The organism is Acidovorax sp. K2F, assembly GCF_025246485.1.
Classification (GTDB): domain Bacteria; phylum Pseudomonadota; class Gammaproteobacteria; order Burkholderiales; family Burkholderiaceae_C; genus Acidovorax; species Acidovorax delafieldii.
This window is the reverse complement of the sequence record NZ_JAOBSQ010000041.1, coordinates 151,024-164,591: the sequence shown is the minus strand read 5'-3', so window position 1 is coordinate 164,591 and position 13,568 is coordinate 151,024. Positions and strand designations below refer to the sequence as shown.

Sequence of the window (13,568 nt, the reverse complement as noted above, 5' to 3'; positions counted from 1 at the left end):
GTACTTGTGGATACAGGTTGAAGAGGCCGACTGTCAACGTTTCGCACAAAGGCGAGGCCTGGACTTCGCTGTGCGATCGGTTTTTTTCCGATGTATTTTTTCAGAGCCGGTTGAATGACTGCGTCAGCGATAGGCGTAGAGCTTTATCCCTTTGTCACTGCGCTCCAGCTCGAACTTACCAATAGCCTTCAGTTTGAGGACGATGGATTGAGCTTTCTCGCCCTCTGCAGAAAGCTCAATCCACTCCACCTCTTTGTACTTGTAAAAACCGCGCGGTGTCCCAGAGATCATTCCCTCCATCGAACCCCGGTAGTAAGAAAAGCCGAACGAACTGGATGAAGGAATCCACATGTCTCTCGTGGATTCATCCCACACAAGTTTTACTTTGCAGAATTCGAAGAGGGCACGAACGCTGACAAGTGCTTCTAGCAAACGAACCCATTTGGCGTCGCTCATGAAAGACGAATTGAAGCGCTCGCGTATGAGAGCGTCTGTGTGTTCTCTCTGAAATTGCACTGCAATGCTGGAAGTGTTGCTCAAGATTGAAATGCGCTTCTGTTAACGCGCATCAACGACTGCTAGTGTTCTTCGCCATGAGGAAGAATCAGCCAGAAGGAGTTTGTACGGCATATGGAAGCGGACGCTCAACGTTTTACTTAGGCGGCCTGCCTTAGGCGGGCCCGCTCGACGGGAATGGTTGTGCGTCACTCGAGGGGGGCGTCCAGAGACTAGTGGGAAGCCTTCAGATCGTGAATTCGAGCTTCGAGGGAATCGTCTTGCGCACGAATGGCATTCAAACGCTGAAGGAGAAAGTCCTCTCGAACTACCTCAATAACCGTCGTTTTCCGACTGTCGCCATCGTGCCAATTGAACTCCAAGCGCGCGATTTGAACTTCCTGCAATAGAACGGTCCCCTCTGGAGAAAATTTCGCTGTCAACAGTTGGCCGCTGACTACTAACATAGGGTGCCAAACAAAAAGTCGCCAATACTTTCCTGTCTCGTTTTCTGTCCAGGCTTCAAATTCGGCAACTTGGTCTTCCGTGTACTCCGCGGCCTTGAGAAGCGACGAGTAAATATCGTCTGGATGACTAGCCATTAACTCTTCTTTGCCGCTCTTCTTGCTCAGGGCACAAAACTGCGAGAAGAGATCGTGCCAGTCCGCCCCCTTTTCATCGTAGATGTGAATTTCATTAAGGAACGGGCACGGGTTAGGGCTCGTACCAAACTTTACATAGCTCTCAAAATCCGCGTTGGGAGACGACGGCCGCTCCGTGAGAAGCACTATCGGGAACCGGTTGTTGACAGCCTCAATCACGAAGGTCGTTTTGACGCATGCGCCTGGACGAAATGCTCCTGAGGCGCTCTCGGCCGTCAAGTCGATCTCTCTCGCTTTGCCTGTTCGAGGGTCCTTGTGAGACACATTGGGTTCAACGAAATAGTCGGCTGCGGTGAGGAGGCGAACGAGTCGGGACTCCATAAGGTAGCCCGATCGTTCGAGCGCGTCGCGTACAGCGTCGAGTGAAACAGGGGGTTCTGCGTGCATGGATGTCTTTGACGCCTAACGTGATGTATCTCGCAAACCCTGCGAGACAAACCGGACCGTGCGGAATATTCTGGACACTGATGGCCGATAGTACGCGTTCGGGGGCATCGCTTGGTTTGGCGCAATCGTTAGAAAGACGTCAGAACGCTGAGCAGTCGATTTCGCGGTTCACCAACCCGTCTACCGCCCCCGCACCCCGCGCCCCCTCCGCGCACCCCCCGCCACCTGACAAGCCTTCCGATACGCCCGCAGCGTCACCTCCGCGCGCTGCATCACCGTGTCCTCCACCGTAGCCGCGCCTCCGGCCAGCTCATCGGCCTGCGCCTGCAGCAACTCCGCCGGGCTCATGCCCGATGCCTCGCCCGTCAGCAGCGCAATCCCTTCGCTCACGTGCCCCATGGTGTAAACGTGGAACAGCCCGCGCTCCACCGCATCCAGCAGGCTGCGGTCCAGCATCAGGTGGCGTTGGTTGCGGGCGGGGATCAGCACGCCGTGAGTGCCGTCCAGCCCGGCCGTCGCACAGGCGCGGAACCAGCCTTCGATCTTTTCGTTGATGCCGCCCACGGGCAGCACCTCGCCGTGCTGGTTCAGTGCGCCGGTCACGGCGATGCCCTGGCGCAGGGGCAGGCCTGACAGGCTGGACAGCAGCGCGTACAGCTCGGCGCACGAGGCCGAGTCGCCTTCCACGCCGCTGTATTCCTGCTCGAACACGATGGACGCGTTCAGTGCCAGCGGTGCCACGTGGCTGAACAGCGCGGTGAGGTAGCTGTGCAGGATGAGCACGCCTTTGTCGTGGATGGGGCCGGACATATCGACCTCGCGCTCGATGTTGAGCAGGCCCTCTTGCCCGGCAAAGGTGCGTGCGGTGATGCGCACGGGGAAGCCAAACCGGTAGTCGCCCAGGTCGATCTGCGTCATGGCGTTGATCTGGCCGGTGATGGAGCCCTGCAGCGTGATCAGGCGTTCGCCTTCGGTGATGGATTCGTGCAGTTCTTCTTCGGGCTGGTTGTGGCGCAGGGTGCGGGCGGCCAGGGCGGCTTGCACGTCGGCGGCTTGCACCAGGGTGCCTGCGCGGGCCTTGCACAGGGCGGCGCTTTCGATAGCCAGGGCCTCGGTGTGGGCAAAGCGCGCGCTTTGGCGGCCTTGGTCGTCGGCCTCGCGGTGCGATTGCTCCAGCAGCAGGGCCACGGCGTTGGCGGCAAAGTGGGGCAGGCCGCGCTTCTTGCAGACGTGCGCCACCAGGATGGCCGAGGACTGGTGGGTGCCGGGGGTGGCGATGAACCGGTCTGAGAAGTCCACCTTCACGCGAAAGCGGCGTGCGGCGTCGGGGTCGGCCTCTTGCAGCGCGTAGTACTCCTCCACCGATCCGATCAGCACGATCTTCACATCCACGTCCACCGGCTCGGGCTGCAGCGCCACGGCCCCGCCGGGCGCATGGGCGGGGCCGCCGCCACCGCTGCCGTCCTCGATCTGCAGGCGCCCGCAGCGCAGAAAGCGGCGCAGGCGCGGCCACAGGCCTTCTTCGGCGGCCAGGTCGTGCAGGTGCAGCAGGATGAAGCCGCCATGCGCCTTGAGCAGGCTGCCTGCATGGATGCTGGCGTGGTCGGCCTGCACGGTGTCGGCGTCTGCGCCGTGTTCGATGCTGCCGAACAGGGTGCGGGCCGTGGGGTTGTCTTCCACCACCACGGGGGCGCTGGTGCGGCCGTGGTTGTCCACCACCACGTTCACCTGGCAGCGGGCCAGCAGGTCGTCCAGCGCGTCCTTGCGGTCGTCTTCGGCGTCCTGGCCTTGGTCGGTGTCGCCGGGCTCGAACAGGTCGATGTGGTCCAGCACGGCGCGCTCTACCTGGTCCAGCCACTGCGTGAGCTTGACGGCGTCCTTGATCTGCTTGCGCAGGCCCTGGCGGATGCCGTGCAGCGCGTGCTCCACCAGGGGCTTGACGGTCTGGCGGCGCAGGGCAGCCAGGGCGTCGTCGCGTGCGCGCTCCAGCGGGCGGGTGGTTTCGAGGAACTTGGCGATCTCGGCGCGTAGCTCCAGCTCGGCGGCGTCGATCTCGGCGCGGCGCTCGCGGGGCAGGGCACGCGCTTCACCCTCGGTCAGCGGCTGGCCCTTGGGGCCGGTGAGGGTGAACACCATGTGCCCGGCCTCGCGGCTCAGGCGGAACTGGCGCGCCTCGGCAAAAGCGTCCAGCGTTGCAAAGGCTTCGCTCTCTTGCGTTTGCCAGGTCTTCTCGATGCGCTCGGCCTCTGCCTTGAAGTCGGGGCTGGTCAGGCGCTTGGGGATGTCGGCCTGCAGGCTGCGCGCCATGTCGGCCAGGCCCTGGCGCAGCAGGCGGCCCTCGCCTGCGGGCAGGCGCAGCGCGCGGGGGCGGTCGGGCTGGTCAAAGTGGTGCAGGTAGCACAGGTCGGGCGGCACCGCGCGTTTTGCGGCCTCGGCCTGCATGGCCTGGCGCAGCAATGACGCCCGCCCGCTGCCCACTTCGCCCAGCACAAACAGGTGGTAGTCCGGCTGCTGCATCGCCAGACCAAATTGCGCAGCGGCTTGGGCGCGCTCCTGCCCGATCCAGGGCAGGGGCAGGTCTTGCAGCTCGGCGGTGCTGGCAAAACCCAGCGTGGCGGGGTCAATGGTCAGACGCAACTGGTGGGGGGCAAGGGCAAATGCGGGCATTGATGTGGGTGTAGGAGGGGGCGGTGCGGAGGGCGTGGCAGGCAGCCGTGCAGCACCTGGCGACCAAAATATGAGCCAAAACGGGCAGATGCGCTAGTGCAATATGCCCTGGGTGCTATCAATAATGTAGTGAATGACCATGGGCGCGCAGGCCGCCCGGTGCCATTCGCTTTTGCGTTCGCATGCGTAATGGCATGGGCATGCGTATCAGTGCGCCACCGGGCAAACCCCGGCAGGCGCACCACCGGCCAGCGCGTGGCTGCGCGCATCGGCCAGTGCGGCGGCGGTGGGGGCCTCGGTGGGCCAGCCCGCCAGGTGCTGCTGGGCCACGCGGCTCAGCGCCGTGATCCAGTGGTGGTTGTCGTTCAGGCAGGGGATGTAGTGAAACTCCTTGCCGCCCGCGTGCAAGAAGGCCTCGCGCACTTCCATGTTGATTTCTTCCAGCGTCTCCAGGCAGTCGCTGGTGAAGCCGGGGCACACCACGTCCACCCGCCGCGTGCCCGCCTTGCCCAGCGCCTCGATGGTGGGCTGGGTGTAGGGCTCCAGCCACTTGGCCTTGCCAAAGCGCGACTGGAAGGTGATGCGGTAGCGCTCCTCGCGCAGCCCCAGGCGCTCGGCCAGCAGGCGGCCGGTTTTGCGTGCTTCGCAGTGGTAGGGGTCGCCCAGGTGCAGGGTGCGTTCGGGCACGCCATGAAAGCTCATCACCAGCTGGTCGGGCTGGCCGTGGTGCTTCCAGTGCGTCTCGATGGTGCGGGCCAGGGCGTCGATGTAGCCGGGGGCGTCGTGGTAGTGGTTGACGAAACGCAACTCGGGCACGTTGCGCGTGGCGGCGGCCCAGGTGTAGACGGCGTCAAACACGCTGGCCGTGGTGGTGGCGGAGTACTGCGGGTACAGCGGCAGGATGAGGATGCGCGTGGCGCCCTCGGCCTTCAGCGCATCGAGCTGGCTGGCGATGGACGGGTTGCCGTAGCGCATGGCGTGGCGCACCAGCACGTTGTGGCCAGCCTCGCCCAGCCAGCCGCGCAGCAGCGTGGCCTGCTTGGCCGTCCAGTGCGCCAGGGGAGAGCCCTCAGGCGTCCAGATGCTGGCGTATTTGGCGGCCGACTTGGCCGGGCGGGTGCGCAGGATGATGCCGTGCAGGATGGGCATCCACAGCAGCTTGGGGATCTCCACCACGCGGTGGTCACCCAGAAATTGCGCCAGATAGCGGCGCACGGCCGGGGCCGTGGGTTCGTCGGGCGTGCCCAGGTTGCACAGCAGCACGGCGGTGCGGTCGGCCTGGCCGTGGGTGAAAGGGGGTTCGGGGTGGAAGGAAGGCATGCGGCATTTTCACCCACGCGCCGTGCCAGTGCGGGCCGGGAGCCTATTTACGGCCCGGCACGCCACCGCCTGCGAGATCAGCGCCGGGCATAGCGTCTTCGGGTGTCGGCAGCGCCATTTTTGGGTGCATCGGGTATTCCCTGATGTGGTTATGAAACCGGTTTCATAAACTGGCGCCACTTTGGAATAACCGCTGTTCACCGTGAATTACCAGTTCCAGTTCGATGCCGTGTTTGCCGCGTGGCCCTTGCTGCTCAAGGGCACCTGGATCACCGTGCAGCTGTCGCTCACCGCCACCTTGCTGGGGCTGGTGGTGGCCATCTTTTGCGCCTGGGGCAAGACCGGTGGGCCGGGCTGGCTGCGGTTTTTGATCAATGCGTACATCGAGGTCATCCGCAACACGCCGTTTCTGGTGCAGCTGTTTTTCTTCTTCTTCGCGCTGCCGTCCATCGGCCTGCGCTGGTCGCCCTACACCGCAGCACTCACCGCCATGGTGGTGAACCTGGGGGCCTATGCGGCCGAGATCGTGCGGGCGGGTATCGAGTCCATTCCCAAGGGGCAGATCGAGGCGGGCAAGGCGCTCAACCTCAAGCCGTGGGAGATCTTCCGGTTTGTCATCCTCAAGCCCGCGCTCAAGGCCATCTACCCGGCGCTCACCAGCCAGTTCATCTTGCTGATGCTCAGCTCGGCCGTGGTGTCGGTGATCTCGGCGGACGACCTGACCTCGGTGGCGGCCAACCTGCAGTCGCAGACCTTCCGCAGCTTTGAGATCTACATCGTGGTGACGGCCATTTACCTGGCGCTGGCGCTGAGTTTCTCGGCGCTGTTCAAGCTGATTTACCAGCGCGTCCTCAACTACCCAGACCGCCGATAAGGAGACCGACCATGCGTACTTTCGGACTCTCCGAGTTTCTTTTCATCGTGCAGGCCGCGCAGTGGACGCTGGCGCTGTCGGCCATTGCCTTTGTGGGCGGTGCGCTGCTGGGGCTCGTGGTGGCGCTGTCGCGCACCTCAGAGAACGCTGCGGCACGCAATGCATCGCGGGTGTTCATCCAGGTGTTCCAGGGCACGCCGCTGCTGCTGCAACTGTTTCTCATCTTCTTTGGTGCGCCCGTGCTGGGGTTTGACATCAACCCCTGGGTGGCCGCGGGCGTGGCACTGGTGCTGAACAGCGCGGCCTTTTTGGCCGAGATCTGGCGCGGCTGCATCGAGGCCGTGCCACGCGGCCAGTGGGAGGCCGCGCAGGCCCTGAACCTCAAGTACGTGGCCCGCATGCGGTTTGTGGTGCTGCCCCAGGCTTTCAAGATTGCGCTGCCGCCCACGGTGGGCTACATGGTGCAGATCATCAAGGGCACGTCGCTGGCCGCCATCATCGGCTTCACCGAGATCACGCGGGCGGGGCAGATCATCAACAACGCCACGTTTCAGCCGCTGCATGTGTTCACCACCGTGGCCGCGCTGTACTTCGTGATCTGCTGGCCGCTGTCGCTGCTGGCCGCACGCATGGAGCGCAAACGCGCCCGCGCTCTGGCGCGCTGACCCACACGCCGCCATCCTCTTTTCTTTCTGTTCTCGTTCACACCAACCACCAGGAGACATGCGATGACTTTTTCTTTGCAACGCCGCACCGCTACCGCCGCTTTGGCCGCCTTGGGCCTGGGTGCCGCGCTCACGGCCTTTGCGCCGCTGGCCTCGGCCCAGTCCGTGGCGGACATCAAGAAGAAGGGTGAGATCACCATCGGCATGCTGGTGGACTTTCCGCCCTACGGCACCACCAACGCCCAAAACCAGCCCGACGGCTACGACGCCGACGTGGCCAAGCTGCTGGCCAAGGACCTGGGTGTGAAGGCCAACATCGTGCCCGTCACCGGCCCCAACCGCATCCCGTTTTTGCTGACCAACAAGGTTGATGTGCTGGTGGCCTCGCTGGCCATCACGCCCGAGCGTGCCAAGCAGGTGCAGTTCTCGCAGCCTTATGCGGCCGCGACCATCGTGCTGTACGGCAAGACAGGCGCCAACATCAAGAGCGCGGCAGACCTCAAGACCGTGCGCGTGGGCGTGGCCCGCGCCAGCACGCAGGACGTGGCCGTGACCAAGGCTGCGCCTGAGGGTGCCGAGATCCGCCGCTTTGACGACGATGCATCGGCCATGCAGGCGCTGATCTCGGGCCAGGTCGATGCCATTGGCTGCTCGGTCACGGTGGCGGCGCAGATCGCCAAGCGCGTGCCCGCCAACACCTTCGAGAACAAGTTCAACCTGCTGCAGCAGGCCATGGGCATCGCCCTGCGCCCCGGCCAGGACGAGCTGACCAAGGCTGTGAACGACTTTGTGGCCCGCAACACCGCCAATGGCGAGCTGAACAAGCTGTACCAGAAGTGGCTGGGCGCCGACCTGCCCAAGCTGCAGTAAGAGCGGTTAATAAAACTCTTCTGGCGTCGTTGCTGCGTCTTGTCGTACTACCCGTACTGTCTGCGACGCAGCGCCTAGCCAGAACCGCTTCGCTGAGTTTTCTTATCCGCTCTCAGTCGAACAGAGTGAGACATCCCAGGAGCCTTTGACAATGACGGACGCAGTCACTACGACGATGACAACCGCCGGTGCACCCCCCATCATCACGATGGAGGGAGTCAACAAGTGGTATGACAGCTTTCAAGTGCTCACCGACATCAACCTGTCGGTGCGGCAAGGTGAGCGCATCGTGATCTGCGGGCCATCGGGCTCGGGCAAGTCCACGCTGATTCGCTGCATCAACCGGCTGGAGACGGTGCAAAAGGGCCGCATCGAGGTCGATGGCATCGACCTGACCGCTGGCGGCAAGAACGTGGATGCCGTGCGCGCCGAAGTGGGCATGGTGTTCCAGCAGTTCAACCTGTTCCCACACCTCACCATTCTGGAAAACTGCACGCTGGCCCCCATGCGATCGCGCGGCATGAGCAAGGCGCAGGCCGAAGAAGTGGCCATGAAGTACCTGACCCGCGTGCGCATCCCCGAGCAGGCGCACAAGCACCCCAGCCAGTTGTCGGGTGGGCAGCAGCAGCGCGTGGCCATTGCGCGGGCGCTGTGCATGGCACCCAAGGTGATGCTGTTTGACGAACCCACCTCGGCGCTCGACCCCGAGATGGTCAAGGAAGTGCTGGACACCATGATCAGCCTGGCCGAAGACGGCATGACCATGCTCTGCGTGACGCACGAGATGGGCTTTGCCCGGAGCGTGGCAGACCGGGTGATCTTCATGGCCGACGGCAAGATCCTGGAGCAGGCGCCGCCGCAGCAGTTCTTCGGCCAGCCGCAGCACGACAAGACACGGCAGTTCCTGGGCCAGATCCTGAGTTCGCACCACGCACATTGAGACCCACGCACAGACCCACGCACATTGAGACCTGACAGGTCGTGCGGTTGATGGCCTTCGCCCCGTGGGGGCGCGGCCTGAAAGAAACACATGAAGGTATTGATTTCCCTCTCCTCCTTCGGCGCGGCCGAAACCGGTCGCCACGGCCAGCTGTGGTGCACTGACCTGGCCCAGCAAGCGGGCGCGGACGGCGTGGAGGTGCGTGGCGAGCTGCTGCGCGATGCGGCCACCGAGCTGCCCGCGCTGGCGGGTCGGGCGGCGGTGTACTCCAGCCCCGAAGGCCTGTGGACCGCGCATGGCGAGCTGGATGAAGCAGCCCTGGCGCGCGGCGTGCAGGCTGCGCAGGTGTTGCGCGCGCCGCGCCTGAAGATGTCGATTGGTGGCTTTAGTCCTTCGTCGCATGCCTCGCTGCACCGCCTCCAGGCCCTGCTGCAGGCCGCTCCGCAGGTGGAGCTGGTGATCGAGAACGACCAGACCGCCACTGCCGGCACGCTGGCCGCCATGCAGGCCTTTTTTGCGGCCCAGGCACAGGCGGGGCTCGGCCTGGGCATGACCTTTGACATGGGCAACTGGCACTGGCAGGGCGAATGCCCGCTGCAGGCCGCGCAGGCCCTGGCGCCCTATGTGCGCTATGTGCACTGCAAGGGCGTGCAGCGCCTGCCCGCCAAGTGGGTGGCGGTGCCGCTGGCCGATTCGGTGGCGCCCTGGCGCGCCGTGTTGCGCGCCTTGCCAGCCGATGTGCCGCATGCCATTGAATACCCGCTGGTGGGTGACGACCTGGTGGCCGTCACGCGCGAGCAGGTGGCCTTTATCCGCGCTGCACGGGAGGCTGCATGACCGCCCCGGCTTTTGACGTCGCACTGTTTGGCGAGGCCATGCTGCTGCTGGTGGCCAACGAGCCCGGCCCGCTGGAGAACGCCACCGGCTTTCACAAGCGCACGGCCGGGGCCGAGACCAATGTGGCCATTGGCCTCGCGCGCCTGGGCCTGAAGGTGGGCTGGGCCAGCCGCCTGGGCACCGATTCCATGGGCCGCGCGCTGCTGGCCGCCATGCGGGGCGAAGGCATCGATTGCTCCCACGTGGTGTGTGATGCCACACAGCGCACGGGCTTTCAGTTCAAGGAGCGCGTGACCGATGGCCGCGACCCGCAGGTGGAATACCACCGCAAGGGCTCCGCCGCCAGCCAGATGGGTCCCGCCGATGTGGATGAGCCCTGGCTGCGGTCCGCGCGCCATCTGCATGCCACAGGCGTGTTTGCCGCCATCTCTGACACCAGCCTGCAGGCGGCCATCCGCACGCTGGAGGTGATGCGCGCTGCGGGCCGCACCATCTCGTTCGACCCCAACCTGCGCCCCACGCTGTGGTCGTCGCCCGAGACCATGCGCCACTGGATCAACACCTTGGCGACCTATGCCGACTGGGTGCTGCCGGGCATGGAAGAGGGCGTATTTTTGACCGGTGAGACCACCCCTGAGGGCGTGGCACGCTTTTACCGTGAGCGCGGCGCCAAGCTGGTGGTGGTCAAGCTCGGGCCCGAGGGCGCGTACTACGACAGCGACGTGGCCGGCACCGGCCGCGTGCCCGGCGTGCCCGTGGCCCAGGTGGTGGACACCGTGGGCGCGGGCGATGGCTTTGCGGTGGGCGTGATCAGCGCGCTGCTGGAGGGCCTGACCGTGCCCGCCGCTGTGCGCCGCGGTGCCTGGATTGGTGCGCGTGCCGTGCAGGTGCTGGGCGACACCGAGGGGCTGCCCACCCGCGCCCAGCTGCAGGAGGCGGGCCTGTGAGCCTGGCGCTACCTTCAACAGGCGGCAGCACAAGCCCAGTGCGCAAGCAGGTGCTGGTGTTTCGCGAGCTGCCGCCCGACCAGTTGGCGCGGTTGAAGGCTGTGCACGACGTGACGGTGGCCGACCCGCGCAAGCCCGACGAGCGCGCGCGGTTTGATGCCGCGCTGGCGCAGGCGCACGGGCTCATCGGCTCCAGCTTTCCCATCGATGCCGCCGTGCTGGCGCGTGCGCCCTTGCTGCAGGTGGTGTCCAGCATTTCGGTGGGCGTGGACAACTACGCGCTGGACGTGCTGCAAGCGCGCGGCATCATGCTGTGCCACACCCCAGGCGTGCTCGACGAAACGGTGGCAGACTCGGTGTTTGCCCTCCTCATGGCCACCAGCCGCAAGCTGGTGGAGCTGTCGCAGTTGGTGCGCGAGGGCCGGTGGACGAAGAATATTGGAGAAGACCTGTTTGGCAGCGATGTGCATGGCAAGACGCTGGGCCTGCTCGGATTTGGCCGCATTGGCCAAGCCGTGGCTCGCCGCGCCGCACTGGGGTTTGGCATGCCCGTGATGTACCACGCCCGCCGCCCGGTGGACCTGGCGAACCAGGCCCCTGAGTTGCAGGGCAAGGCCGTTCACACGCCGCTGCCCGCGCTGCTGGCGCAGTCGGACTTTGTGGTGGCCATGCTGCCCTTGTCCGACAGCACGCGGGGCATGGTCAACGCCGAACTGTTTGCGGCCATGAAGCCCGGCGCCATCTTCATCAACGGCGGCCGGGGCGCCACCGTGGTGGAGCAAGACCTGCTGCATGCGCTGGACCATGGGCCCCTGCGCGCAGCGGGGCTGGATGTGTTTGCCACCGAGCCGCTGCCGCTGGCGTCGCCCCTGCGCACCCACCCGCGCGTGACCCCGCTGCCGCACATTGGCTCGGCCACGCACGACACGCGCCATGCCATGGCAACTCTGGCCACCACCAACCTGCTGCAGGCGCTGGCGGGAGCACGGCCTGCTGCCGTGTATAACCCTGCGCAGACATGAGCACGCCGCCGCCCGCAGCCCCCCGCGCCCGCCCCACCATCGCCGATGTGGCGGCCGAGGCGGGTGTGTCCAAGGCCACGGTGTCGCGCTATTTCAACCACCGAGAACGCCTGCTCAGCCCCGACATTGCAGCGCGGGTCGAGGCGGCCATCGCCAAGCTGGCCTATGTGCCCAGCCCCATGGCCCAGGCGCTGAGCCATGGCCGCTCACGGCTCATTGGCCTGGTGGTGGCCGACATCACCAACCCCTATTCGGTGGCTGTGCTGCGCGGGGCCGAGAAAGCATGCCAGGACGCGGGCTACCTGGTCATGCTGTTCAACCTGGGCAACGACCGCGAGCGCGAACGCGCGGCCATCGACGCGCTGGCCAGCTACCAGGTGGATGGCTTCATCCTCAACACGCTGGGGCAGGGCGAGGGACAGGCGGATGTGAACACCTTGCACGGCAAGCCCGCCGTGCTGGTGGACCGGCGCCACGCCGGGCTGGCGGCAGACTTCGTCTCGCTGGACAACCAGGGCGCCATGCGCGAAGCCTGTGCCCACCTGCAGCAGCAAGGCTGGCAGCGTCTGCTCTACATCACCCAACCCTTGTTAGGCGTGAGCTCCCGCATCGAGCGCACGGAGGCCTTTCGTGCGCTGGTGTCCCCCAAGGGCTCGACGGTGCGCGGCGCGGTGCTGGAGCTGGCGGCCGAGCAGGGCGATGAGGTGCTGGACCAGGCACTCACCGATCTGCTGCGGCAGGCCCGGCCCGGCGAGCGCTGCGCGGTGGTGGCGGGCAATTCGGTGGTCACGCTGCGTGTGGCTGCAGCCGTCTCGCGCATGGGGTGGACGTTTGGGCAGCAGTTGGGTTTTGTGGGCTTTGACGACCCTGAGTGGGCGTCGCTGATCCGGCCCGGCCTGAGCGCGGTGGCCCAGCCCACCGATGCCATCGGGCAACGCGCAGCGCAGTGCCTGCTGGAGCGCATCAATGGCCTGCAGGGTCCTGCACGCGAGAGCCTGCTCCCCGGGCTGCTGGTGGTGCGCGGATCTTCGTTGGGGCCTGCGGGCGCGCCAGACCCGGGTTGAACGCACTGCATTCCGCAAAGGCCTGCGGTATGCTTTGCGGCCCTCGCCCTGGTGCATCGCCGGGGCCTCTTTTCTTCGCCTTCATCCTTCAGGTGCGCCCTGTGCCAAATCCCTCTCTGGACACCTCCCGCATCCGCGCCATCTCCATCGATCTGGACGACACGCTCTGGCCCATCTGGCCCACGATCACGCGGGCCGAAAGTGTGCTGCTGGACTGGCTGACCCACCACGCGCCCGCCACAGCGGCACTCTTCTCGGACACCGAGGCGCTGCGCGCCATCCGCAACCAGATGGTGACCCTGCGCCCTGACCTGAAGGGCGACCTGAGCGCGTTGCGGCGCGAGTCCATCCGGCTGGCGCTGATGCAGGCCGGTGACGAGCCCGCGCTGGCCGAACCGGCGTTTGATTTGTTCTTTGCCGAGCGCCAGCGGGTGGAGCTGTTTGACGATGCACACGACGCGCTGGCTTTCTTGTCAGCGCGCTACCCGGTGGTGGCGGTGTCCAACGGCAATGCCGATATTCACCGCATCGGCATCGGCCACTACTTTCGCCACAGCATCAGCGCGTCGGAGTTTGGCATCGCCAAGCCCGATGTGCGCATCTTCCATGCGGCCGCAACGGCCGTTGATGTGCTGCCCCACGAGGTGCTGCACGTGGGCGACGACGCCACGCTGGATGCGCAGGGCGCGCTGAACGCAGGCATGCAGGCGGTGTGGATCAATAGTGCCAACCACCCCTGGCCGCACGACGACACGCCGCCCCATGCCACGGTGGACAGCCTTACCGCGCTGTGCCGGCTGTTGGCCTGACCGGTTTCG

General features: G+C 65.4%; 13 protein-coding genes. 9 read left to right on the top strand and 4 right to left on the bottom strand.

Annotated elements, in window-relative coordinates; all coding sequences use genetic code 11:
- Positions 1 to 123: 123 nt before the first annotated feature.
- The 4 genes from N4G42_RS16375 to hemH form a co-directional block, all read right to left on the bottom strand.
- Positions 124 to 456, bottom strand: a complete 333-nt coding sequence (locus N4G42_RS16375; RefSeq protein WP_260667913.1) for a hypothetical protein — start codon at positions 454 to 456, stop codon at positions 124 to 126.
- Positions 457 to 728: 272 nt separating this feature from the next.
- The gene (locus N4G42_RS16370) at positions 729 to 1,544 is read right to left on the bottom strand and encodes a hypothetical protein (protein WP_260667912.1); all 816 of its coding nucleotides are present in this window, start codon (positions 1,542 to 1,544) and stop codon (positions 729 to 731) included.
- 180 nt (positions 1,545 to 1,724) lie between these two features.
- Complete coding sequence (locus N4G42_RS16365) at positions 1,725 to 4,211, bottom strand: Lon protease family protein (protein ID WP_260667911.1); 2,487 nt, start codon at positions 4,209 to 4,211, stop codon at positions 1,725 to 1,727.
- A gap of 207 nt (positions 4,212 to 4,418) precedes the next feature.
- Positions 4,419 to 5,531 carry a ferrochelatase gene (gene hemH / locus N4G42_RS16360; RefSeq protein ID WP_260667910.1) on the bottom strand — a complete coding sequence of 371 codons (1,113 nt, stop codon included), beginning with the start codon at positions 5,529 to 5,531 and terminating at the stop codon, positions 4,419 to 4,421.
- A gap of 202 nt (positions 5,532 to 5,733) precedes the next feature.
- Between hemH and N4G42_RS16355 the strand changes: the two genes are divergently transcribed.
- The 9 genes from N4G42_RS16355 (at position 5,734) to N4G42_RS16315 (ending at position 13,559) form a co-directional block, all read left to right on the top strand.
- Positions 5,734 to 6,405, top strand: coding sequence for an amino acid ABC transporter permease (locus N4G42_RS16355; RefSeq protein WP_015014910.1), 672 nt, complete (start codon positions 5,734 to 5,736; stop codon positions 6,403 to 6,405).
- An 11-nt stretch (positions 6,406 to 6,416) separates the two neighbouring features.
- The gene (locus N4G42_RS16350; RefSeq protein WP_260667909.1) at positions 6,417 to 7,070 is read left to right on the top strand and encodes an amino acid ABC transporter permease; all 654 of its coding nucleotides are present in this window, start codon (positions 6,417 to 6,419) and stop codon (positions 7,068 to 7,070) included.
- Between the two features lie 63 nt (positions 7,071 to 7,133).
- Complete coding sequence (locus N4G42_RS16345; RefSeq protein WP_260667908.1) at positions 7,134 to 7,940, top strand: transporter substrate-binding domain-containing protein; 807 nt, start codon at positions 7,134 to 7,136, stop codon at positions 7,938 to 7,940.
- A 151-nt stretch (positions 7,941 to 8,091) separates the two neighbouring features.
- Entirely contained in the window at positions 8,092 to 8,880 is a 789-nt protein-coding gene (locus N4G42_RS16340) for an amino acid ABC transporter ATP-binding protein (RefSeq protein WP_313771918.1), read from the top strand.
- A gap of 90 nt (positions 8,881 to 8,970) precedes the next feature.
- On the top strand, positions 8,971 to 9,717 hold the full coding sequence (locus N4G42_RS16335; RefSeq protein ID WP_260667907.1) for a sugar phosphate isomerase/epimerase: 747 nt from the start codon (positions 8,971 to 8,973) through the stop codon (positions 9,715 to 9,717).
- On the top strand, positions 9,714 to 10,664 hold the full coding sequence (locus tag N4G42_RS16330) for a sugar kinase (protein ID WP_260667906.1): 951 nt from the start codon (positions 9,714 to 9,716) through the stop codon (positions 10,662 to 10,664). The genes N4G42_RS16335 and N4G42_RS16330 overlap by 4 nt, the downstream gene beginning before the upstream one ends.
- A gap of 38 nt (positions 10,665 to 10,702) precedes the next feature.
- Positions 10,703 to 11,686, top strand: coding sequence for a 2-hydroxyacid dehydrogenase (locus N4G42_RS16325; protein ID WP_260667905.1), 984 nt, complete (start codon positions 10,703 to 10,705; stop codon positions 11,684 to 11,686).
- Positions 11,683 to 12,750: a LacI family DNA-binding transcriptional regulator gene (locus N4G42_RS16320; protein ID WP_260667904.1), complete on the top strand. Its 1,068-nt coding sequence runs from the start codon at positions 11,683 to 11,685 to the stop codon at positions 12,748 to 12,750. The genes N4G42_RS16325 and N4G42_RS16320 overlap by 4 nt, the downstream gene beginning before the upstream one ends.
- 101 nt (positions 12,751 to 12,851) lie before the next feature.
- Positions 12,852 to 13,559 carry an HAD family hydrolase gene (locus N4G42_RS16315; RefSeq protein WP_260667903.1) on the top strand — a complete coding sequence of 236 codons (708 nt, stop codon included), beginning with the start codon at positions 12,852 to 12,854 and terminating at the stop codon, positions 13,557 to 13,559.
- Positions 13,560 to 13,568: the final 9 nt, after the last annotated feature.